This is a genomic window from Promicromonospora xylanilytica, from assembly GCF_054782895.1.
Genome location: NZ_BAAGRP010000007.1, coordinates 227,420 through 249,631, shown reverse-complemented (window position 1 = coordinate 249,631; position 22,212 = coordinate 227,420). Strand labels below are relative to the sequence as shown.

Sequence of the window (22,212 nt, the reverse complement as noted above, 5' to 3'; positions counted from 1 at the left end):
GCATCGAGGACCTCCGGGTCAGGAGTTGGTTGAGAACCGTTCTCAACTCTGCTTCACTGTACCCGATTAGCGGGAATGATTATCAATCTCCCGAACTGTCCGGGTGCCCCGCGCCCCTGGACGATCCGTCCCCCAGAAAGGATCACTGGTGGTGAGAGCTACTGTGCTTCGCCGTGTCCCAGCGGCGCCGGCCCACGTGGGTGCGGCGCTCGCCGGCGTGGTCGCGCTCGCGGCGGCGTTCGTCGCCCCCGCGGTCGGTGCCGCCGTGGCGGCCCCCGTCCGTACCGCCGCGGAGGACCGCGAGTTCGTCCTGAACAGCGGCCACGTCGACGGCTTCGAGACCACCTACGACGCCCGGACGGGTGAGCTCGTGCTGTCGGTCCGTGACGACACCCGCATCTACGAGGGCGAGCCGGTCTTCCGTGCGCCGGAGTCCACGACCTTCGCCTACGAGGACCCGCGTAGCCAGGTCACGCTCCCCGCGGCCGAGGGCGGCTGGGCCTTCCTCGGCGAGCACGGCGGGTCCACGGTCTGGCTCGGCTCACAGACCGGCGGCGACCAGGAGCACGCCCCCTGGGTGGGCTGGAGCACCGAGCGGCTCCTGGACTCGCTCGCGGGGACCGGTATCACGCCCGCCGCCGGCCAACCCGTGTCGCTCGACGTCGTGGTCGACGGGCCGGGTGACGTGCTCACCTTCCAGAACGACTCGTTCGGTCGGCCGGTCAACCGCTACCTCGACACGACGACGTCCGACGGCGGGACCATCCCCGTCGCGGCCAACGCCCACGTGCACACCAACTGGGTCTACACGGCCGAGGGGGACTACACGCTCACCGTGACACCGTCCCTCGCGACGTCGGACGGCGACACCGTGACGGGGGACCCCGCGACCTACCACGTCCGGGTGGGCGAGCGGCCCGTGACGACGGTGCTCACCGTCACGGCCGACAGCGCCGAGCACACCGAGGGCGACACGGTCGTGCTGACGGCGGCCCAGGACCTGCGGACCGAGCTGTCGGTCTACCGGTGGGAGATCGCCCCGGCGGACGGAGACGAGTTCGCACCGGTCGCGGGCCAGCAGTCGGCCACCTACGAGCGGGAGCTCACGCTCGACGACGACGGCGCACGCGTGCGGGCCGTCCTGCTCGACGGCGAGCGCGCGGCGGGAACCTCCGAGCCGGTGACGCTCTCGGTCGCCGAACGGCCCGAGCCGACGCCTACGCCGACGCCGACGCCGACGCCGACGCCGTCGCCGACCCCTCCGCCGGATCCTGAGCCGACCCCGGATCCTGAGCCCACACCGGATCCTGAGCCCACGGTGCCGGCCCCAGGGACCGACGAGCCCGGTGACGACGAGCCCGGTCAGGACCGCCGGTACGTGCTGGACCACGGGCACGTCGACGCGTTCGAGACCAGCTACGACGCCGGGTCCGGGCGGCTGAGCCTGTCGGTCAAGGACGACACCCGGATCCATGCCGACGGCTCGGTCCGTCGCTCGCCGGAGGACGTGACGCTGGCCTACGAGGACGACCGCGGACAGGTCGAGCTGCCCGAGGCGACGGGCGCCTGGGCCTTCCTCGGCGAGCACGGTGGCCGGACCGCCTGGCTCGGGTCCCAGACCGGCAGCGACCAGGACTACCTCCCGTGGGCGGGCTGGAGCACCGAACGCCTGCTGTCGTCGCTGGCCGGGACCGGGATCACCCCCGCGGGCGGGCAGCCGGTGTCCCTCGTGGTGAAGGTCGACGGGCCGGGCGACGTCTTCACGTTCCAGAACGACTCCTTCGGCCAGCCGGTCAACCGGTACGTCGACACCACCGCGTCCGACGGCGGGACGATCCCGGTCGCCGCGAACGCGCACGTGCACACCAACTGGGTGTTCACCGCCGCGGGTGACTACCACCTGGAGGTGACGCCGCGGCTGCGGACGGACGACGGCCGCACGATCACCGGGCCGCCCGCCGACTACCACTTCCGGGCGGGCGGGCAGCAGACGGACGGTCCCGGCGGGGGCGAGGACGGCAAGGGGCCGGGCAAGGGTCCGGACGCAGGGCCGGACGCAGGGCCGGACGACGGCCCCGGCAAGGATCCGACCGGCACGCCGACCGGCGACTCCGGCGACGGGCCTGGCGACGGCCCGGGCGACAACCCGGGGCCCGGCGGCACGGCCACCGACGCTCAGGCAGAGCAGTGCGTCGCACACCCGGTCGAGCGCGAGGTGAGCACGCCGAAGGCGAGCACGCCCGAGGCGGGCGGCGTCAGCTCCGGCCACTTCGACTTCGGCTCGATGGTGCGGGACGGCGAGCTCGTCGCCCAGGTGAAGGACGATCGCGAGCAGCCCTCGTCCTGGGTCGACCCGGCGTCGCTCACCTTCCGCCTGGGCGAGGCGGCCGAGGACGAGGTGCCGACCGGCAGCGAGTTCGCGTTCCTCGGAGCGCCAGGTTCGACGATCTGGTCGGTCGGTCAGGTCCAGGAGCCCGGCGTTCCGTGGATCGGCTGGAACACGCAGCACCCGAGCCTGAACGAGGCGGCCGACGGTCCGGTCACCTTCACGCTCGACGGCGTCGACGGTCCCGGCGAGCTGGGCGTGTACGCCACCGGCACGTTCGGAGGAGTGGGGACCAAGAGCTTTGGCACGCTGCCGGGGTTCCCGAAGTCGGTGTCCGTGCCGCTCAACCAGCACGTGCACGCCAACTGGGCGTTCACGAAGCCGGGCGCCTACGAGGTGACGGTGACGCAGTCGGTCCCGCTCAAGAGCGGGGGGACGGCGTCGGACGCGGCCACGCTGAAGTTCACCGTCGGTGACACGACCGGAGCGGAGCCGGCGCCGGGAACGACGACGCGGACCAGCTTCGTGGGGCGCACCGCGTCGGGCGAGGAGTGCGACCTCAGCGCCGCCCAGCGGGCCGCGCTCGCGAGCACCGGCGCGAGCGTGCTCCAGCCGGTCGCGCTGGCCGGGGTCCTCGTGCTGACGGGTGCGGCGCTCGTCGTCGTCGCTCGTCGTCGTCGGGCATGACCGTGCTCCCACGACGGTGGGCCGCCGCGGTCAGCATGGTCGCGGCGGGCTCGCTCGCCCTCGTCGGCTGCGCGGCCGCCCCTCGCGCGGCCGACGACGGGAGACTCCGCGTGGTCACCACCACCGGGGTGCTCGCCGACCTCGTGCGCAACGTCGCCGGCGACGAGGTGGAGGTCACCTCGATCGTGCCGCCCACCGGCGACCCGCACTCCTACGACCCGACGCTGCGCGACGTGCGCGACGTCGTGTACGCGGACGTGGCCTTCAGCAACTACCTGCTGCTGGAGGACCACGCCGTGGTCACGACCCTGGACGCCAACCTGCCCGACGAGGCGCCGAACGTGTCGCTGGCCGAGTCCGCCACGAAGTACGCCGCCGAGGTGATCCCGCTGGTCGAGAACGTCAACCTGGACACCGTCTGGCTCGGGCTCCGCGTGCAGGGCAGCGGTGCGGAGCTGGGCGCGACGCGCGCGTCGGAGGCACGACTCACGGTCACCGGCGTGGAGGGCCCCGGGCGCCTGGCGGGATACCTGACCGAGACCTTCGGGCACCCGCGGGTCTACTTCGACTCCGGCGACGGGTTCGACGCCGCGGACGGGTACGCGCGCGACACCGCGGCCCTGCCCACCGCCGCGCACACCCACATGAGCTGGGCGTTCACCGAACCGGGCGTGTACACGGTCGCGCTGGAGTCTGGCCTGACGCTCGAGCCCGGCGCGGACCCGTGGCCGTTGGGGGAGGCGTCGGTGACCTTCGCCGTCGGGGTGGACCCGCACTCCGTGCCCGGCATGGCGGGCGCCCGGGTGCTCGACGGCGGGCACGCGGACGTCACCATGAACCTCGACGACCGATCGATCGTGCTGCGAGCCGACACCCCGGCGGGCCAGAGCTCCGGCCGCGACACGAGCCCGGGTGCCCACGGCGCCGCCGGGCACACCCACGCGGAGACCCTCGACCCCGCCGAGACCGTGATCGCCGTGCCGAACAAGGCGCTCGCGCCCGTGCCCGCCCAGCCCGGCTTCGGGTTCCTCGGCACGCCGGGGGACCAGGTCTACCTGCTGCCCCAGGCGGTCCTCGGCAAGCACGTGCACGGCGAGATCGACCCGCACCTCTGGCAGGACGTGCGCAACGCGCAGGCGTACGTGGAGGTCATCCGGGACACCCTGGTCGCGGCCGCCCCCGAGCGGGCCGCGGAGCTCCGGGACAACGCCGAGGCCTACCTCGCGCTGCTGCGCGAGACGGACGCCTACGTGGAGCGCACCATCGCGCAGATCCCACGGTCCCGCAGGCACCTCGTGACCACGCACGACGCGTTCGCCTACCTCGGCACGGCGTACGACGTGGACATCGCGGGGTTCGTGACGCCGAACCCCGCGGCCGAGCCCAGCGTGGCCGATCGGATCAAGCTCACCCGGACGATCCAGACGCTGGACGTGCCCGCGGTGTTCCTCGAGCCCAACCTCGCGGCCCGGTCGACCGTGCTCACCGAGGTGGCGCGCGAGAACGACCTGCGGGTGTGCGCCATCTACTCCGACGCGTTCGACGACCGCGTCACCACCTACGTCGACCTGATGCGTGCCAACGCCGACAGCCTCCGCCGGTGCCTGACATGAAGGAGCACCCCATGACATCCCGAACCATGCGCAGCCGCCGGACGCCCGCGTGCACGGTACCGCTCGCCGCCGGCCTGCTCGCCGCCGGCCTGGCCCTCGGCACGGCGCCTGCCGCAGCCACCGACGCCCCGGACGACGCGGGGCTGGAACAGACCGTCGAGTCCGGTGAGGAGGTGGTGGCGGGCGACGTGGTGGTGACCGACGGGCACGTCGACGTCGGACCCCGGTTGGTCGACGGCGAGTGGACGATGCTCGCGCGCGACGACCGCGAGGTCCCGTCCGTATGGCGCGATCCCGCGCGGACCGTGCTGCACCTCGGCGACGCGGCGGTGCTGGAGGCGCCCGACGGGCCGGACTTCGAGTTCCTCGGCGTCGAGCCCGGCACCCCGCTGCACGTCGTGCCCCAGACGCAGGCGCCCGACGTGGTCTGGCTGGGCTGGAACACGCAGGACCCCCGGGTCGTGGACGCGATCGGGCAGGGGGCTTCGCTCCGGCTCGACGCCGTGGACGGACCCGGTGAGGTCTTCGTCTTCCTGCAGGAGGGCGTGTCCGGACCGCCGAACGTGCTGTGGGACTCGGGTGAGCCCCTGCCGCAGGAGCTGTGGATGGAGACCAACACCCATGTCCACGCCAACTGGGTGTTCACGGAGCCCGGCGTCTACCGGCTCGCCGTGACCACGCTCGCCGAGCTCACCGACGGGACCCGCGGCGAGGACTCCAGCACCCTCGTGTTCGCGGTCGGCGAGGACACCGACCCGGCCGGGGCGTTCAGTGCGGTCCCGGACGACGGCGCCTCGGCCGGCACCACGCCGTCGGCCACCCCGACCGGTGAGGCAGCCGACGGTGAGGCCGGTGCGGAGGCGGCCGATCCGCCCGAGCCGAGCGCGTCGCCGTCGGACGGCGGTGGTTCCGGCCTGCTGGTCTGGGGAGCCGGCGCAGCCGGACTGGTGCTGCTCCTGGTCCTGGTGGCGCGCGTCGTGGGCGCCCGCCGAGCCCGCGCGGCGGCGGAGCACGACGCCGGGGACGAGTCGTGACGGCGACCGTCGCGAGCGGGACCACGCCGTCGGTGCGACCGGCGTCCGCCGCGGTGCTGGAGGTGCGTGACCTCGCCGTGGTCCTCGGCGGCCGGCCGGTGCTGCACGACGTGCGGCTCGAGGTCGCCGAGGGCGAGCTGCTGGGCCTGGTCGGCCCGAACGGCGCGGGCAAGACGACGCTGCTGCGGGCCGTGCTGGGACTCGTGCCGTCGTCCGGCCGGATCACCATCGCGGGGCGGCACGTGCGTCCCGGCCGGGCACGCTCCCGGCCGGCAGGCGTGACCTCGATCGGATACGTGCCGCAGCGGCACGAGTTCGCCTGGGACTTCCCGGTCACGGTCGAGGAGGCCGTGCTGACCGGGCGGGTCGCCCGGATCGGCTGGCTGCGCGGAGCCCGGACGGACGACTACCGGGCGGTGCGCCGGGCGCTGGACCGCGTCGAGATGACCCACCTGCGGTCCCGGCCCGTCGGCGAGCTCTCGGGTGGCCAGCGCCAGCGGGTCCTGGTGGCGCGCGCCCTGGCGCTCGACCCGCGGATCCTCCTGCTGGACGAGCCGTTCACGGGCCTGGACGTACCCACGCAGGAGCACCTGACCGAGCTGTTCCGCGAGCTCGCGGACGAGGAACGAGCCGTGATCATGACGAACCACGACCTGGTGGGCGCCGTCCACGCGTGCGACCGCCTGTGCCTGCTGAACGGGACCGTCGTCGCCTCCGGCACGCCTGCTGAGCTGGCCGGGCCCGAACCCTGGATGACGGCGTTCGGCGTCTCCGCCGGTTCGCCCCTCCTGACGGCGATCGCCCAGGTCGCCCGCGGGCGTGCGGCCGGAACGCCGGACGGTGACGGCGCATGATCTCGCCGGCGGACTTCGTCGCCGACCTGCTCAACCCCGACCTCGCGTTCCTGCCCAAGGCGCTGTTCATGGCGGTGCTCTCCAGCGTCGTGTGCGGCGTGGTCGGCACCCACGTGGTGCTGCGCGGCATGGCCTTCATCGGCGACGCCGTGGCGCACGCCGTGTTCCCAGGGCTCGCGATCGCGTTCGTGCTGCAGGGCTCGCTCGTGCTCGGGGGCGCCGTCGCGGGGATCACGACGGCCCTCCTGGTCGCGCTGTTCGCCCAGAACCGCAGGCTGCGCGAGGACTCCGTGATCGGCGTCTTCTTCGTCGCCGCGTTCGCGCTCGGGATCGTGATCATCTCGGCCGCTCCCGGGTACGCCGGGTCGTTGCAGGACTTCCTCTTCGGGTCCATCGTCGGCATCCCCGACGAGAACGTGCTGGTCGCCGTCGTGGTCGGGCTGGTGCTGATGGTGGTGCTGCTCGCGTTCCACAAGGAGCTGGTCGCGGTCAGCCTGGACCGGGAGTCGGCACGGGCGCTCGGGCTGCCCGTCCTGCGCCTGGACCTGTTGCTCTACGTGGTGGTGGCCGCCGCGATCGTGATCTCCGTGCAGACGATCGGCAACGTCCTCGTCCTGGCGCTCCTGGTGACGCCAGCCGCGGCCGCCCGCCTGCTGACCGACCGGCTCGGTCCGATGATGCTGCTCGGCCCGACCATCGGCGGGGTGTCGGCGCTCGCCGGCCTGTACCTGTCGTGGAGCCTCGACCTCCCGGTCGGCGGCACGATCGTGCTCGTCGCCACCGCCGTGTTCCTCCTGGCCTGGCTGTTCGCGCCCCGGCACGGCGTCCTGACCCGTGCCGTGCGACGGCCCGGTGCCGCGGTGCGGACCGCGCCGGCCTGACCCCGCCCGTGACTTCCCTGCGGACGGCTCCTCGCCGCCCGTGCCCCCACGCATGGAATGAGAGGTTCCCGTGAGAACGACGCGTCCCAACGAAAGAGCGGGCCGGTCACCGGTCCGGCGGCTGCCGGTGGTGCCGGCCGTCTCGGCCCTCGTCGTCGCCGCGGTACTCGGCACGTCGGGCCCGGCACTCGCCGACGACGGTCCGGCACCGGACCCGGTCGAGCACCAGGTGCTGCAGAAGGTGCACACCGACGCGGTGTCGACGTTCCTGGACGAGGGGGCGTTCACCCTGGGCACGAGGGCCGACCTGCCCGAGGGCAACGGCACGCGCCTCGACCCCGCAGAGACGCTGTTCCACGTCGACGACGCGTCACGCCAGAGCGTGCCGGCGGGCTACGAGTTCGTGGCGCCGGCCGGTGCGTCGGTGTGGATCGCGCCGGAGTCGAACCCGTCCGGCGGGAACGGCTACGGCCAGCTGTGGCCAGGGTTCTCGACCGAGTCGGTGCCGGCGGGGGCGGTCGACGGGAACTCGACGGAGTTCCGCCTGCTGTCGGTGGACGGTCCGGAGGCCGGGGACGTGGAGGTGTGGCGCGGATCGGGCCCCGGCCTGACGCGCATGTGGTCGTCGGACGAGGAGATCGCCACCTTCGACCTCGGCCGCACCCACATGCACGCGAACTGGGCCTTCACCGCGCCGGGGACGTACCGGCTGACCGTCGAGGGGGCGGCGGCGATCGAGGGGGAGGCGGTCACGGACACAGCCGTGTACACGTTCGTCGTCGGTGACCTGCCGCAGACCGTCGAGACCACGACGACACTGGAGTCCTCGGCGACCCAGGTCGTCGAGGGCAGCCCCGTGACCCTCTCCGCCGCGGTCGCCCCCGCGGGCGTCGAGGGCCATGTCGAGTTCCGCGACGGTCCGGCGGTGCTGGGCCACACCGAGGTGTCCGACGGCGGTGGCGCGGAGCTCGAGGTGTCCGGTCTGGGGGTCGGTACCCGCTCGATCACCGCGGTGTTCGTGCCGTCGGTCGCCAACTTCACGACCGGCTCGACCTCCGACCCGGTCACCGTCACCGTCGTCGACGGTTCGGGCACGGAGTTCGGTGTGGCCGGGGTCGCGGGCTCCTACGAGCCGGGCGACACGCTGACCGCTACCGCCGTCGGGGCGACGCTGAAGGAGGACCAGGTCTTCCGCTGGCTCCTGCGCACCCAGGGCTATACCTCCACCGTCGTCGCGCAGTCCGACGCCGGCGCCACGTACTCCCGGGAGGTCGACGCGCTGGCGGACGACACCGAGATCAGCGTGACCGTCTACGACTCGGCCGCGCGCACCACGGTGGCCGAGAGCCCGTGGGTGCCGATCACCGTCGTCGGGCAGGGCGACCGGCCGGTCATCACCGCGACGGAGGGCTTCCACGACCCGCTGCTGCCCGGGGACGCCATCGAGTTCACGGTCAGCGGGCGCGAGCTGGGTGAGGGCGAGTCGATCGCCTGGGGCTTCGTGCCCTACGGCGCGTACTTCGGCGCGATCATCCCGGAGTACGAGTGGGACGCCACCTATACCGACGACGCCCGGACGACGGTGCGCCTGAGGTCCAAGGTCAACGCGCCGGAGACCCGGCCGTACTCAGGACCCCTGACCGCGAGCGTCGTCAAGGACGGCGTGACCATCGCCCGCTCGAGCTTCGAGCCGGTCATCACGGGGCATCGCGAGCTGAACGTGACCGGGCACCGCAACCTCTACCGCGAGGGCGGGGCCGTCACGATGGACGCGAGCGTCTACCCGGTTCGGGAGGGCGACGACCTCACCTACACGTGGAACTTCACGAAGGGAGACGTGACCGAGGTCTGGGGTGCCGAGCAGCAGGCCACGGCCGCGCTGACCGGACCGGAGCTCTCGCCGGCCGAGCACGACGGCGGAACGCTGCGGCTGGACGTCCACAGCGACGGCCTGCTCGCCCAGCAGTCACAGCGGTACCCGATCAACGTGACCGACGACCTGACGTCCCAGATCCTCGAGATCGGGACGCTCGCCGGCCACTACCACCAGGGCGACGCGCTCGACCTCACGCTGACCGTGGACCCGGAACCCCTGGACGGTGACGTGCTGGAGTGGCAGTGGAGGTGGCCGGGCTCCGAGGACTGGAAGACCATGACCGGTGTCGAGGACGATGTCTTCGCGACGTACGCCGAGCAGGCGCTCGACGGCGTGGAGATCCGTGCCGTCCTGACGTACTCCGACCCGGGGACCGCTCCGGTGGTCTCCGAGACCCGGACCGTTCACGTGGACGACCACGGCGCCCCGGCCAGGCAGCAGGTCGCCGTGGCGGGGGAGACGACCTACCCGGAGGGTGAGACGGTCACCCTCTCCGCCGAGGTCGAGCCCGGAACGGTCCTCACGGCGTTCCGGTGGGAGCGGAAGGCCGCCGCTGCGGACGAGTTCGTGGTCGTCGAGGGCGAGAACGGCGCGACCCTCACCTTCGAGGCGGCCGCCGCCGACCACGGCAGCGAGTACCGCGCCACCGCGATGACACCGAGTGGCCAGGTCGGGTACGGCCCGTCACCGGCGACCGCGCTGACGGTGACCGAGGCCGTGGAGGAGCCGGCCGTGGAGGAGCCGGCCGTGGAGGAGCCGGGTGTGGAGGAGCCGGCCGTGGAGGAGCCAGGTGTGGAGGAGCCCGGTACGGACGAGCCCGGTACGGACGAGCCGGGAGCCGCCGTCGTTCCGCGGGACGGACCGTCCGGTGCCGACGACGACCGGGCGCCGCGACCGGCAGGGGTGCTCGCGGCGACCGGCTCGGCGGGTGTTCGGCTCCTCGTCGGGGGAGCGCTCCTGCTGACCCTCGGCGGAGCGGCGCTGATGTGGGTGCGCCGACGGGTCGAGCGGCACCGGCCCGGCGCATAGGGTCGGGTCCGTACCGGCACGCGACGAGCGGAGTGGGCGGGATGGCCGAGACGGCACTGGTGGTCGAACGGGGAGATGTGCTCGGCGAGCCGTACCGGCGCCGGATCACCGAGGTCTACGTGCGCAGCTTCGCGGAGGACTTCGTCGCGTTCTCGCGCGACACGGACAGGCTGGCCGACGCGTTCGAGCACATGCTGCTGCTCGAACGGTTCTACGTGGTGCTCGTCGACGGGGAGCCCGCAGGCCTCGCGTCGTTCACGGAGGGCGACCAGGAGCTGTTCGCACCGCGGCTGCGGCAGCTCCTGCGTCATCTCGGACCGGTGCGCGGGCTGCTCGGCCACGTGGTGATCCGGAGCTGGTTCATGGGCGCGTCCGACGGGGCACGGCCCGGGCTGGCCGAGATCGGGTTCGTCGCCACGGAGCCCGCCTACCAGGGTCGAGGCGTCGCGACAGCGCTGCTGCGCCACCTGCTGGCGCTGCCGGGGCATCACGAATACGTGCTCGAGGACATCAAGGACACCAATGCGCCTGCCCTCGGCCTCTACGCGAAGCTCGGCTTCACGGTGTACAAGCGGCAGCCGGTGCGCCACGCCCGACGCGTCGGCTTCGCCATCGCCGCCGCGGTGTCGCTCGTGCCCCCAGGGCTGCCGACGTCGCGTCGTTGTGGGACAGCGCGTGAGTCACGCCGCCGGGAGGGGCCGCAGGCCGATGAACTTCATCCGGTCCTCGCCGTAGTGGCAGGTCTGCAGGGCCAGGTCGCCGTCGAGCCCGACGAGGTCGTCGGTCGTGGACCAGACCTTCGAGGTGTGCCGGATGTCGACGACCTCGTAGACCTGGTCGCTGCCCTCGACGCGAAGGTGCTGCCCGGTCTCCCAGGGCAGGACGGCGTCGCCGCCGCAGGTGTTGTGCGCTGCCCACACCGCCGGGACGTCGTCGTGCTCGTACGACGTCATCTCGGTGAACGAGCCGTCGCACCGGTCGAGCTCGGGTATGCCGCCCGAGACGCCGAGCCGCACGGTCGGTATCTCCCCGGTGACTCGTTCGCGGGTGGTGTCGACCACCGCGTCGGTGGTGGTCTTCACCGTCCCGTAGGCACGCTCGACCGTCTGAGGTGCGACGAGGTTCCCCACGGTGAGTGCCCCACCGGCAGCGACCAGGAGCCCTCCGGCGAGGCCGACGACGGCCTCGCCCCGCCGCCGGGGCGAGCTGCGTGCGTGCCGCCTGCGCGGCATCAGAGCCGAAGGGGTGAGTGTCATGGGCTCATCATGCCGTCAAGTCGACTATCGCGCATAGTCGACCAGGTGCCAGTGACGCCGGCGGGAGCGTTTTCCGTTATCCCGGCGTAGGCGGCAAGATCAGGGTTCACGACCTCCTGCCACGCAGATCAACCAACGGAGCCGCAATGCCCGGAGACGGCCGACGCCACCTCCACGCGCCGATCGTGGCCGCCGAGCACCCGCTCGTGCGCATGCCGGCCGCGCTCGTCCTCGCGGTGGCCGGCGGGCTCGCGCTCGACGCGTCCTTCCCGTCGCTCGGCTGGTGGCCGCTCGCGTTCGCGGCCGTCCCGCTCGCCTTGATCTCCCTGATCGGGCGGACCGTGTGGGGCGGAGTGCTCGTCGGCGCGGCGTTCGGCGCCGCGTTCTACTTTCCGCACCTGTCGTGGGCGTCGCAGTTCCTCGGTGACAACCCTCTCGGGTGGGTGCCGTGGGTGGCGCTGGCGGCGGCGGAGACGCTCGTGCTCGCGGCGGTCTCGCCGCTCGTCGTGCTCGCCTACCGGTGGCTGCCGCGCTGGCGCGACACCCGGGCCGTGCGTCTCGTGGTGCTCCCGGTGCTGGTGGCCGGGGCGTGGACGGCCCGGGAGATCGTCCTGGGCTCCTGGCCGTACGGCGGGTTCCCGTGGGGCCGCCTGGGCATGAGCCAGTCGGAGAGCCCCATCGCGCCTGTCGCCTCCTGGCTGGGCGTGTCCGGGCTGGGCTTCCTGATGGTCGTGCTGTGCGCGGCGGCCGTCGAGGCGGTCCGGTGGAGCCCGCTGGTGCGGGAGACACCGGATGCGGACGGCGGTACCCGCAGGCGATGGGTCGCTGCACTGCCGCGGGTGGTCCCCGCCGGCCTGCTCGCCGTGGTCATGCTGCTCGTTCCCCGGTTCCCGACCGACGACGCGGGCACGATCCGCGTCGGCGCCGTGCAGGGCAACGGGCCCGCCGCCTACGTGGACGAACGGGACGCGCACGAGGTGCTGGAGTCGCAGCTCGCGGCGTCGGCGCCCCTGACGAGCGAGCCGGTGGACGTGGTGCTGTGGCCGGAGGGCGGCGTCGACAGCGACCCGGCCGCACAGCCGGGCACCGCACGGGCCCTGGACGCCGCGGCGGCCGCCTACGGAGCGCCGGTCATCGTCAACGCGGCGTCCGCCGTCGGCGACCTCTTCTACAACACGTCGTTCCTGTGGACCGAGGGCGGGCCGGAGGCGACGCACGCGAAGCGGCACCCCGTCCCGTTCGGCGAGTACGTGCCGGACCGGCACGTGTACGGCGCGATCGCGCCCGGTCTCGTGGGGCTCCTCACCCGTGAGTACACCCCGGGTGCGGACTCGCCGGTCTTCGACCTCGGCCGCGCGAGCGTCGGGCTGGCGATCTGCTTCGACGTGGCGTTCGACGACGTCATCGACGAGGGCCTCCGCGACGGCGCACAGGTGTTCATGTTCCAGACGAACAACGCCGACTTCCGGGGCACGGACGAGAACCTGCAGCAGGTCGCGATCGCCCGGATGCGCGCGATCGAGACCGGGCGCACCGTCGTCAACGTCTCCACGACCGGCACCAGCCAGATCGTCGCGCCGGACGGCAGCACGACCTCGTCGCTCGCGAGCGACGAGGCGGGGCTCATGGTGGCCGAGGTCGAGCTGCGTGAGGGCCTGACCGCCGGTGCGGTGCTGGGCCCGTGGGTCAAGAACGTGCTGCTGTGGGGGACGGTCCTGGCGCTCGCGGTGCTGGGTGTCGCCGTCCGGCGGTCAGGTGGTCGTGCCGGTCATGCGCACCCGGTGAGCGCGGTGACGGCGTAGGGCAGGTGCACGGCGGTCGCCAGGAGCGTGAGGGCGGCCACGTAGGACATCGCGGCGACGGCGGGCAGCACCCCGGCGGTGCCGGGGCAGGGCTGCACGAGGTGGCGGATACGGTCGGGGCCGAGCATGTGCAGGGCGCCCTCCGTGGTGTCGTCCGCGGGCGCGGGGCTGCTGTGCTCCCCGAGGGTCAGCAGCGCGCCGGCCAGTGCTGGGGTTCCCGCGCGGCGGCGGGCGGCGTCGTCCGCCGCGATCTCGAGGTAGTGCCCGAGCGCGGCCTCCGCGGCCGCGACGAGCGGGACCCAGCGGAGGAGGCGCGAGATGCCTGCCGTGGCCGTGGTCACGAGATGGTGGTGCTGGCGCAGGTGCGCGTCCTCGTGGGCGAGCACCGCTGCCAGCTCGTCCGGAGCCAGGGCGCCGACGGCCCCCGTGGAGAGGTGGATGCCGCCGTTGCGGCGGGGGAGTGTCATGGCGAACGGGTGCGGGTCGTCGACGACGAGCACCGGGTACCCGAGGACCGTGCGACGCTCCGCCCGCACACGCAGGAGAAGCCCCGTGCGCGCGGTCGCGTGGCGGCGTCGCATCACCTCCGCCACGATCGCGACGCCGAGCGCCACTGTGGCGAGTGCGGGCAGGGCCAGCAGGAGGAGGACAGGCACGGCGCTGTCGAGCGGCGTGGTGGGGAAGGGGTTCGCGGCGTCGAGGCACCGTTGACAGGCCTCGGCTGCGCCGTCGGGCAGGAGCGACGGACCCGACATCGTCCACGCCAGCAGCGGTCCGAGCGCGAGGGCGGTACCGACCCAGGCCAGGACGCTCCCGGCGAGCAGCGCCACGGCGGCGCGCGGGACTCGTGCCAGGGCGGGCGCCGCGCGCCGCAGCACCCACGGTCCGGCAGCCGCCGACGCCACCAGCGACGTGATCAGCAGGACGACAAGGGAGCCCACGGTCACGAGGCGTCCCCGTCCTCGCGCTGCCGCAGGTAGTCGCGCAGCAGGTCGAGGTCAGCGGCCGGGATCGTGTCGACGAACCGCAGGATCGACGCGGCCCGGTCACGGCTCGTCCCGAGCGCGTGCCGCATCACCGCGGCGACGTGCTCCTCGCGCCGGGTTCGAGCCGTGTACAGCGTGGAGTGGCGCTCCTTACGGGCGGAGACCAGCCGCTTGCGGTCGAGGTTGGTCAGCACGGTGGCGATCGTGGTGTAGGCGAGATCGCCGGGGAGCTGGTTGATGATGCCGCGGATCGTGGCAGGTCCGTGGTCCCACAGCACGTCCATGACCTGCGACTCCAGTGCGCCGAGCCGAGGCGGCTCCGGCGACCCGTTGCGTGAGCTCATGCCCCCATCATGCACGAGAGCGACTACAGGCCATAGTCGACTACCAGCGATAGTCGACTATGTGTCATAGTAGGGCCGCCCAGTACGCCGACGAGAGGGACGCCCCATGTCTACGCAGACCCACCGCCGGGCGAGGCCGGGATGGGTGACCCCGGTCGCCGCCACGGGCGTCGCCGCCCTGCTGGTCGGGCTCGTCGTCGCGCTGGCGCAGTCCGGCCCCGACGCGGCGGGTGAGCAGGCGGACGCGGCGGGCGCGCCCGAGGTGGTCCAGGAGTCCGAGCAGCCGGCGGACCGGCCGGACCAGCCGGACCTCACCTCCGTGGAGCGTCGCGACCCCGACGATCCGCTCGCGGCGGGTCCGGTCGACGCACCGGTGACGCTCGTCGTGTTCTCCGACTACCAGTGCCCGTTCTGTGCGCGCTGGAGCCACGAGACGCTGCCCCTGATGATGGACACGTCGAGGCCGGTGACCTGCGGGTCGAGTGGCGCGACGTCAACGTCTTCGGTCCCGCCTCCGAACGCGCGGCGCGGGCCTCCTACGCGGCCGCGCTGCAGGGCACGTTCTGGGAGTACCACGACGCGCTCTTCGCGGGCGGTGAGAAGCGCGCGGAGGCGGAGCTGAGCGACGAGGCGCTGACCGCCCTGGCCGGAGACCTCGGCCTGGACGTCGAGCAGTTCGGCACCGACCTGGAGTCCTCGGCCGCCGCGACGCAGATCGACCGGAACGCGCAGCTCGGCCTCGACCTGGGTGCCTTCTCCACACCGGTCTTCCTCATGGGCGGTGAGCCGCTGGTCGGTGCCCAGCCCTCGCACGTGTTCGTCGACGCGTTCGAACGAGCGCTCGCCGCGGCGGGGTGAGGCGATGGACATCGGCCTGCTCAGCGCCTTCGTCGGCGGGGTCCTCGCCCTCCTCAGCCCGTGCGCGGCACTGCTCATGCCCGCCTTCTTCGCCTCCACCGTCGGTGCGGGCCCGCGCCTGGTCGCCCACGGCGCCGTCTTCTACGCGGGGCTGCTGCTCGTGCTCGTGCCCCTGGGGGTGGGTGCAGGTGCGGTCGGTGCGCTCTTCGCCACCCACCGCCAGGCGATCGTGCTGGCCGCCTCCGTCCTGCTCGTGCTCCTCGGAGCCGCGCAGGTCCTTGGGTTCGGGTTCGACCCGGCGCGCCTCCTACCGGGCGTTCCCAGCCTCCAGACCCGTGCGCACGTCGCGACCGGCTGGCTCAAGACACTGCTGCTCGGTGCCGCCAGCGGCGTCGCGGGATTCTGTGCGGGTCCCATCCTCGGCGCCGTCCTGACCGTCGCCGCCGCGCGAGGCGACGCCGTCGCCGCCGGCGGGCTCCTCGCCGTCTACGGGGCAGGGATGGTCGCGCCGCTGCTGGTGATCGCGGCCCTGTGGGGGCGGATCGGGGTCCGGGGGCGGAGCGTCCTGCGCGGCCGGGTCTTCACCGTCCTCCGGCGCGAGCTGCACACCACCTCTGTGCTCACGGGGCTGCTGGTCCTCGGCGTCGGCGTGCTGTTCTGGACCACCAACGGTCTGGTCGGAGCACCCGAGCTGCTCCCTGTCGAGGCCCAGGCCTGGCTCCAGGAACGTTCGGCCCTGCTCGCCGACCCGGTCCTGGACGTCCTCGTCGTCCTCGTCGCCGCCGCCGTGGTCATCACGGTGTCGTTCGTCCGTCGCCGGAGGGGGCACGGCCGGGAGGACCTTTCTGCCACGTCTTGAGCGTCCAAAATCCGCCGGATAGCGTCCCGTCGACCCACGGCGACGGCGCCGCGGGCACAGGGAGGGCGGACAGCTCATGAACGACCACGCGCACGAGACGGACCCACGTCGAACGGCGCCCGACCGGCGTCGGACCCTGCCGGCCGCGCGCCGCACCGCGCGGTTCCGCGCCGTCGCCGGCGCGCTCACGACGACGCTCGCCCTGACCCTCGGCCTCGCCGCGCCCGCCGCCGGCGACGGGACCGACGCCGAGATCGAGCCGCTGCCCGCGCTGGGCGTCATCGGCGCCAACTACAACGAGAACCTCGACCGGCTCGACGCGCGTGAGCTGCGCGCGGCACGTGCGACGTGGGTCCGCGGCTTCTACACCCTGCCGGAGGCCGACACCGTACCGCCCGAGCGGAGCGACACCCTCCTGGCGGTGCGCGCCGCCCAAGGCGACGGCTTCCGGACCGTGCTCAGCCTGAAATTCCCGAAGGCCGGCACCTCGTTCCCCCGGCCCGGCAGCGCGGAGATGACCGCCGAGCTCGCCCGCCTGGACCGCGTGCTGCCGCACGTGCTCGGCACGGTCGACATCGTCACCATCGGCAACGAGCCCTTCATCGAGAGCATCCCGGACGAGCGCGACGAGCGCCTCAACGAGTTCTACGAGACGGTCGCCCGCCACGTGATCGAGCGGCGCTCGCAGCTGTGCGGTGCCGGCTGCGCCACCCACCTCTACATGGGGGCGCTGAACCGTCTGGACCTGCCGAGGAACCGGACGCCCGCCGTCGAGCGGTACCTCGCCTTCGTCCGCGAGACCCCCGCGATCGAGGGCGTCGACCTGCACCCGCACGTCGCCGACCAGGACAAGATCCAGGACTTCCTGGACTACACCCTGCCCAGGCTCCGCCCGGAGCAGACCTTTCTGGTGACCGAGTTCTCCCTGGTCTGGTACTGGCAGCGGCACATGACGGACCGGATCCCCGCCCGGTTCGCCCAGCGGTACGGATACGCGCCGGAAACCCAGGTGTGGCAGGTGATCGACGAGGCGATCGAACGCCCCTTCCCCTCGCACAAGTGGAACGACCTCCTGTCGCAGAGCCCCTGGTTCGAGGACAAGAAGCACCTGCTGCGCGACGAGATGGAGCGGTTCCGCGGCACGGGCCGGCTCGCCGTGGCGACGTACGGCTTCAACCAGATCCCCTCGATGACGGCGGGGTGGAGCGCCACGAAGCCGCCGTGGCTCCTGAACAGCGTGTTCGCCGACCTGACCGTGCGGCCGAGCGGTCAGGGGATGTCGACGCCCGGCTACGCCTGGATCGACGACTTCAGGCGGCTGCAGGGGCCCGGCGTGCGGTGATGACGCCGTGAGCCCGCGCCCATCGGCCTCACCCCAGGCCGGTGGGCGCTCCCATGGCGCGGTCGAGGATCGTCGAGAGCGGTGGCGGCTGAGTGCTCGCGGTCCATGCGCTCAGCGCCGCCTCCACGCACCCGAGCGCCGCGGCGATCACGGCGTGCGTACGGGGGTCGGAGTCGTCGTCCGGATCGGCACCGAGGCGGCGTGCGATCTCCGGCCGGAGCGCCTCCTGCCAGCGGGCGTTCTTCTCCCGGTGCCGGGCAGCCAGGGCAGGCGTGCGCACGATCAGGCGGGTCAGCCGGCGGGTGCGCTCGTCGTGGCCCTCGTACCGGTCGATCAGCGCATCGAGCGCCCGCCGCATGGCGACCCACGGCGCTTCGTCCGGTGGCCGGGCGGTGAGCGCGTCTCGCAGGTACTCGCCGGCGTCGGCCGTGTCGCCGAAGAGCGCGTCCTCCTTCGACGGGAAGTACCGGAAGAACGTGCTGCGCGAGATCTCGGCGGCCGCGCAGATGTCGTCCACGGTCGTCTCTTCGTAGCCGCGCTCGAGGACCAGGTCCTGGACGGTCGCCGCGACTTCGGCACGCATGGCCTGACGCGCTCGGGCTCGGACGCCGCGCTCTGCCTTGATCGGACTCATGCCCACGATGGTACCGCCTGCCATTAGTGGTACTGTGTCTCACGTTAGGAAGTCAGTGCCATCAGCGGTCGTGTCAACCGGCCGAACAGGGCAGTGCCACAGGGAGTGGAGAGACATGGGCGAGAGCAAGGTGATCGTCATCACCGGTGCGAGCGACGGCATCGGGGCGGCGGCCGCACGGCGGCTGCACGCGGCCGGCCATACGGTCGTGGTCGTGGGCCGGTCGGCCGAGAAGACCCGGGCGGTCGCCGACGAGCTCAAGGCGGACAGGTACGTCGCGGACTTCACCCGGTTCGACGACGTCGAGCGGCTCGCGGACGAGCTCCGTGCCGCCTACCCGCGGATCGACGTGCTCGCCAACAACGCCGGCGGGGTGTTCGGGACGCGGGCCAAGACGGTGGACGGGTTCGAGAAGACGTTCCAGGTCAACCACCTGGCGCCGTTCCTGCTCACGCGACGACTCCTGGACACGCTCATCGTGTCGAGGGCCTCGGTGCTGCAGACCTCCAGCACGGTGCGGTTCGCCAAGGAGGTCCACCTGGACGACCTGGACCACGACCGCAGCTACGACCCCGTGCGTGCCTACAGCGCGGCCAAGCTGGAGAACATCCTCTTCACCACCGAGCTGCACCGGCGCTACCACGGGGCCGGTCTCTCGGCGGCGTCCTTCTACCCGGGCAACATCGCGTCGAACTTCGCGTCCGACACGACCAGTCCCATCATGCGATTCGTCCGGTTCTTTGGTTCGATCCCGGCGGTCGGGCGCCTCCTGCTGTCCACGCCGGACCAGGGTGCCGACCAGATCGTCTGGCTCGCCGAGGGCATGCCGGGCACCGACTGGCAGTCGGGGGCCTACTACTACAAGCGCCGGGCCAGCGTGCCGCGCAACCCGCAGGCCGAGGACGCCGACTTCGCGCGCAGGTTGTGGGAACGGTCCGAGGAGCTGCTCGGGAGCCGGCTGTCCGAGCTGGCGTGACGAGCCGGCGGGCGTCGCTGGTCAGCGTCCGCGGTGCTCGCCCACGCGTTCCCGCTCCCGGCGTGCGACGCGCCGTGCGAGCAGGACCAGCAGGAGTACCTCGGCCGCGATGGTGACCGCGCCGGTGACGGCCGTGGTCGGTGAGGCGGGCATCATGAAAGCGGTGTGGCTCACCAGCAGGCCGCCGGCCAGCCAGACCCGGTGCAGGTCGCCCCAGCCGGGCGCGGTGCTCCAGCGCAGCGCCGTCAGCGCGGCGGCGACCGCGAACACGGCCGCCGCGGTCAACGGGACCGCCAGGTGGATGCTGTCACCGAAGATGTTCTCCGGACGCAGGCCCGGTGGCAGCAGGAGCCCGAAGAACACGACGGTCGCCGCTCCCGCCGCGAGACCGGTCACGGCCGGCCTCGGGGCGGAGGCCGCCGGAGCGGGGACCGGGACGGTGCGGCCGGGTGCGACGCGCAGTGCCAGCCACGCCAGTGCCGCGATGGCGACGACGTACCCGACGGTCCAGCCCACGGGGGTCTGGTACCCGGGGTGCTCGGTGGCCGAGATGAGGCCGCGGAGACCGAGCACACCGACCACCGCCAGCACGCCCACGCCCGCGAGCCCGCCGCCGCGCAGGTACGGTCGGCCACGGTGGGCCGGGAAGAGCAGGTCGGTGAGCAGTACCGGGACCAGCACGCTGAAGACGATGTGCACCCCGAGCTGGGACTCCCAGTACGTCCAGTTGGCGCCGAGCGCCCGCCAGCCCCAGTCGGCGGCGCCGTACATCTCCGGGCTGGTGAGGGCCTGCAGCCCGAGGCCGTCCTCGGCCAGCTGGTAGGCCAGGCCGAGCAGCACGAGGCTCGGCCAGCCGCCGCCGGCCCGGGCGACGGCCTCGCGGACCACGAGCACCCCGGCCCCGTACATCACCAGCAGCAGCGGCAGGAGCAGCCAGGTGAAAGGTATCGCGATCGCGGTGAACGTCAGCTCGGCGCAGACGGTGGCCAGCAGCGCCAGCGTCCATGCCGCTCGCAACCGCCCGGGTCGAGGGTGCTCGGGATCTTCCATCGGTGCCCCCTGTGGTCGTCGTCCCACTGCACTCTACGAGAGTGCGCCGGCTCACCTCCTGGTGCGCCGGAACAGGACGACCGCTGCCACCACGGTCCACACCATCGACAGGACGCGTCCGGCCGGCAGGAGCGCGCTGGCGTAGAAGAAGGCGATCGACAGCACGGAGAGCATGGCGAGCGTGCCGGCGACGTACCCGAGGACGCGCGTCGGCCGACCGAGCAGGCCGCGGCTGCCCAGGATCCGCGAGGCCGCGAACGCGAAGAACCCGAGGGTCGCGACGTTGGCGACCCCGCCGGCGTAGAAGCTCACCTGGCGCAGTACGCCGACGGTGTCGGCGGAGACCGACGGGGCCAGCCCCGCGATGACGGCCGTGGCGGCCGCGGACACCAGCATGGCGCCCACCGACGCCGCGGCGACCACGTTCAGCCGGCGCCCCGCCGTCCCGAGGGCGGGCCGGACCGAGCGGGCGAAGACCGCGAACCCGAGGACGGACACGACCTGCAGCGCGGCCCCCACGACCGCCGCCGCAGGGTTGGCGACGTAGTAGGCGGCGATCTCGGCGGTCGTGCCGTCGAACGGGAGGCTCCGGTCGGCGAGCGCTCCGGCGACCGGGTCGACGGCGAGGTAGGCGGCGAGGAAGACGGCTGCGCCGGCGATCGCGGCGCCGCCGACGTCGGCGGTCGTGCTGGCGGTCGTGCTCGTGCTCGTGCGGGCGGCCGCGGAGCGGCCCACGGAGCGGGGCGTCGTACTCATGATGGTCTCCTTGTCACGACCGGGCCCCTGTGGTCCGGTGGTGACTCAACCCTCGCGGTGGCGGAGCGCCGCCACGTCCGCTCCTGGGCTGCACCCTGGCTACGTCGCCGAGCGTAGGACGGCGCCGGTCACATCTCGAGCAGCGCCGCCGCGAGCGACTCGTCGACGATGAGCACGTCGACGAGGCCCGAGCGGACCGCCGAGCGCACGGCGTCCGCACGGTGGGCGCCGACGCAGGTGCCGATGATGTTCGGTACGGACCGTAGCTGGGCGAGGGTCAGGCCGACGATCCGCCCGTCGACGCCGACGTCGAGCGGGCGCCCCTCGTCGTCCATGACGCGACCGGAGACGACCGCCGCCGCCCCGGCGGCCGCGGTCCTGCGTACGAGGTCCGGGGGGAGCAGCGGCAGGATCGACGAGCCCTCCTTGGTCCAGGTGCCGATGCCGACGACGGCGTGGTCGGCGTGCTCGGCGCGCTTCATCACGTCGGCGATCTCCGGTGCCGACAGGAGCGACGTCGCGATGTCCGCGGTCGGGGCGACGAGCGGTGCGTAGACGGGGTACGCCGTGCCTCCGGCGGTGCGGGCCACCTGGCGGATCACCTCGACCGACCCGACCCGGTCGCCCGAGAACGTCAGGGCGCCCGCGAGCTGCACGACGTCGCAGGGGGCGAGCCGCTGCAGCCGGGCCGGCATGGCCTCGATGGCCCGGGACCAGCCGATCGCCAGCGACTCGCCCGGGGCGACCGCCTCTCCCAGGTAGGTGGCGAGCGCCTGCGCCACGGCCTCGACGCCGGCGTCGGGCCGCAGGGCGCGGGCGGGAGCGACGATCGCGCGTCGCAGTCCGAGCGCCTGCTGGAGGCGTTCCGCGAGCCCGCCCCGCGGTGTCTCCTCGTCCGCCACCTGGATCGTGACCAGGCCCTCCTCGCGGGCATCGTTGAGCACGCGGGCCACCTGCCACCGGCTCAGCCCTGTCTCCTCCGCGATCTGCACCTTGGACCGGTCCTCGATGTAGTACGCCTTGGCCACCTCGAGCATGACCGCTCTGCT

Annotated in this window: 18 protein-coding genes and 2 pseudogenes; 13 read left to right on the top strand and 7 right to left on the bottom strand. The window is 73.0% G+C overall.

Annotation, left to right across the window (positions count from 1 at the left end; genetic code table 11):
- The first annotated feature begins 148 nt into the window (after positions 1-148).
- The 7 genes and pseudogenes from ACYVK7_RS08950 to ACYVK7_RS08920 form a co-directional block, all read left to right on the top strand.
- Complete coding sequence (locus tag ACYVK7_RS08950; protein ID WP_460887343.1) at positions 149-3,013, top strand: TIGR03773 family transporter-associated surface protein; 2,865 nt, start codon at positions 149-151, stop codon at positions 3,011-3,013.
- Positions 3,010-4,626 (top strand): anchored repeat ABC transporter, substrate-binding protein, encoded by a 1,617-nt coding sequence (locus ACYVK7_RS08945; protein ID WP_460887342.1) that lies wholly within the window; start codon positions 3,010-3,012, stop codon positions 4,624-4,626. Before ACYVK7_RS08950 ends, ACYVK7_RS08945 begins: the two co-directional genes overlap by 4 nt.
- Before the next feature lie 11 nt (positions 4,627-4,637).
- Positions 4,638-5,660: a choice-of-anchor M domain-containing protein gene (locus ACYVK7_RS08940; RefSeq protein ID WP_460887341.1), complete on the top strand. Its 1,023-nt coding sequence runs from the start codon at positions 4,638-4,640 to the stop codon at positions 5,658-5,660.
- Complete coding sequence (locus tag ACYVK7_RS08935) at positions 5,657-6,514, top strand: anchored repeat-type ABC transporter ATP-binding subunit (RefSeq protein WP_460887340.1); 858 nt, start codon at positions 5,657-5,659, stop codon at positions 6,512-6,514. The genes ACYVK7_RS08940 and ACYVK7_RS08935 overlap by 4 nt, the downstream gene beginning before the upstream one ends.
- The gene (locus ACYVK7_RS08930) at positions 6,511-7,395 is read left to right on the top strand and encodes an anchored repeat-type ABC transporter permease subunit (RefSeq protein WP_460887339.1); all 885 of its coding nucleotides are present in this window, start codon (positions 6,511-6,513) and stop codon (positions 7,393-7,395) included. Before ACYVK7_RS08935 ends, ACYVK7_RS08930 begins: the two co-directional genes overlap by 4 nt.
- A gap of 70 nt (positions 7,396-7,465) precedes the next feature.
- On the top strand, positions 7,466-10,300 hold the full coding sequence (locus ACYVK7_RS08925) for a choice-of-anchor M domain-containing protein (protein ID WP_460887338.1): 2,835 nt from the start codon (positions 7,466-7,468) through the stop codon (positions 10,298-10,300).
- Between the two features lie 41 nt (positions 10,301-10,341).
- A pseudogene (locus tag ACYVK7_RS08920) lies at positions 10,342-10,851 on the top strand (GNAT family N-acetyltransferase); the annotation flags it as partial.
- A gap of 129 nt (positions 10,852-10,980) precedes the next feature.
- On the opposite strand, the gene ACYVK7_RS08915 reads toward ACYVK7_RS08920, so the two are convergent.
- Positions 10,981-11,556 (bottom strand): hypothetical protein, encoded by a 576-nt coding sequence (locus ACYVK7_RS08915; RefSeq protein ID WP_460887937.1) that lies wholly within the window; start codon positions 11,554-11,556, stop codon positions 10,981-10,983.
- Positions 11,557-11,702: 146 nt separating this feature from the next.
- On the opposite strand from ACYVK7_RS08915, the gene lnt reads away from it, so the two are divergent.
- A complete protein-coding gene (gene lnt, locus ACYVK7_RS08910; RefSeq protein WP_460887337.1) occupies positions 11,703-13,358 on the top strand; it encodes an apolipoprotein N-acyltransferase in 1,656 nt (551 codons plus the stop codon).
- Here lnt and ACYVK7_RS08905 read toward each other — a convergent pair.
- The gene (locus tag ACYVK7_RS08905; RefSeq protein WP_460887336.1) at positions 13,325-14,305 is read right to left on the bottom strand and encodes a M56 family metallopeptidase; all 981 of its coding nucleotides are present in this window, start codon (positions 14,303-14,305) and stop codon (positions 13,325-13,327) included. The two genes, lnt and ACYVK7_RS08905, sit on opposite strands and share 34 nt — an antisense overlap.
- Positions 14,302-14,688: a BlaI/MecI/CopY family transcriptional regulator gene (locus ACYVK7_RS08900; RefSeq protein WP_460887335.1), complete on the bottom strand. Its 387-nt coding sequence runs from the start codon at positions 14,686-14,688 to the stop codon at positions 14,302-14,304. Before ACYVK7_RS08900 ends, ACYVK7_RS08905 begins: the two co-directional genes overlap by 4 nt.
- A gap of 106 nt (positions 14,689-14,794) precedes the next feature.
- Between ACYVK7_RS08900 and ACYVK7_RS08895 the strand changes: the two are divergent.
- The 4 genes and pseudogenes from ACYVK7_RS08895 to ACYVK7_RS08880 all read left to right on the top strand — a co-directional run.
- Positions 14,795-15,088: pseudogene (locus ACYVK7_RS08895) on the top strand (DsbA family protein); the annotation flags it as partial.
- Between the two features lie 2 nt (positions 15,089-15,090).
- Complete coding sequence (locus ACYVK7_RS08890; protein ID WP_460887334.1) at positions 15,091-15,546, top strand: DsbA family protein; 456 nt, start codon at positions 15,091-15,093, stop codon at positions 15,544-15,546.
- Between the two features lie 4 nt (positions 15,547-15,550).
- Positions 15,551-16,405: a cytochrome c biogenesis CcdA family protein gene (locus ACYVK7_RS08885; RefSeq protein WP_460887333.1), complete on the top strand. Its 855-nt coding sequence runs from the start codon at positions 15,551-15,553 to the stop codon at positions 16,403-16,405.
- Positions 16,406-16,481: 76 nt separating this feature from the next.
- The gene (locus ACYVK7_RS08880) at positions 16,482-17,747 is read left to right on the top strand and encodes a hypothetical protein (protein WP_460887332.1); all 1,266 of its coding nucleotides are present in this window, start codon (positions 16,482-16,484) and stop codon (positions 17,745-17,747) included.
- 28 nt (positions 17,748-17,775) lie between these two features.
- Here ACYVK7_RS08880 and ACYVK7_RS08875 read toward each other — a convergent pair whose 3' ends face one another.
- The gene (locus tag ACYVK7_RS08875) at positions 17,776-18,381 is read right to left on the bottom strand and encodes an acyl-CoA-like ligand-binding transcription factor (RefSeq protein WP_460887331.1); all 606 of its coding nucleotides are present in this window, start codon (positions 18,379-18,381) and stop codon (positions 17,776-17,778) included.
- 115 nt (positions 18,382-18,496) lie between these two features.
- Between ACYVK7_RS08875 and ACYVK7_RS08870 the strand changes: the two genes are divergently transcribed.
- On the top strand, positions 18,497-19,357 hold the full coding sequence (locus ACYVK7_RS08870; protein ID WP_460887330.1) for an SDR family NAD(P)-dependent oxidoreductase: 861 nt from the start codon (positions 18,497-18,499) through the stop codon (positions 19,355-19,357).
- Between the two features lie 21 nt (positions 19,358-19,378).
- On the opposite strand, the gene ACYVK7_RS08865 is transcribed toward ACYVK7_RS08870, so the two are convergent.
- The 3 genes from ACYVK7_RS08865 to ACYVK7_RS08855 all read right to left on the bottom strand — a co-directional run bounded on the left by ACYVK7_RS08865 (position 19,379) and on the right by ACYVK7_RS08855 (position 22,200).
- The gene (locus ACYVK7_RS08865; RefSeq protein ID WP_460887329.1) at positions 19,379-20,407 is read right to left on the bottom strand and encodes a hypothetical protein; all 1,029 of its coding nucleotides are present in this window, start codon (positions 20,405-20,407) and stop codon (positions 19,379-19,381) included.
- 51 nt (positions 20,408-20,458) lie between these two features.
- Complete coding sequence (locus tag ACYVK7_RS08860) at positions 20,459-21,163, bottom strand: hypothetical protein (protein ID WP_460887328.1); 705 nt, start codon at positions 21,161-21,163, stop codon at positions 20,459-20,461.
- 128 nt (positions 21,164-21,291) lie between these two features.
- Entirely contained in the window at positions 21,292-22,200 is a 909-nt protein-coding gene (locus ACYVK7_RS08855) for a sugar-binding transcriptional regulator (RefSeq protein WP_460887327.1), read from the bottom strand.
- Between the last annotated feature and the right edge of the window lie 12 nt (positions 22,201-22,212).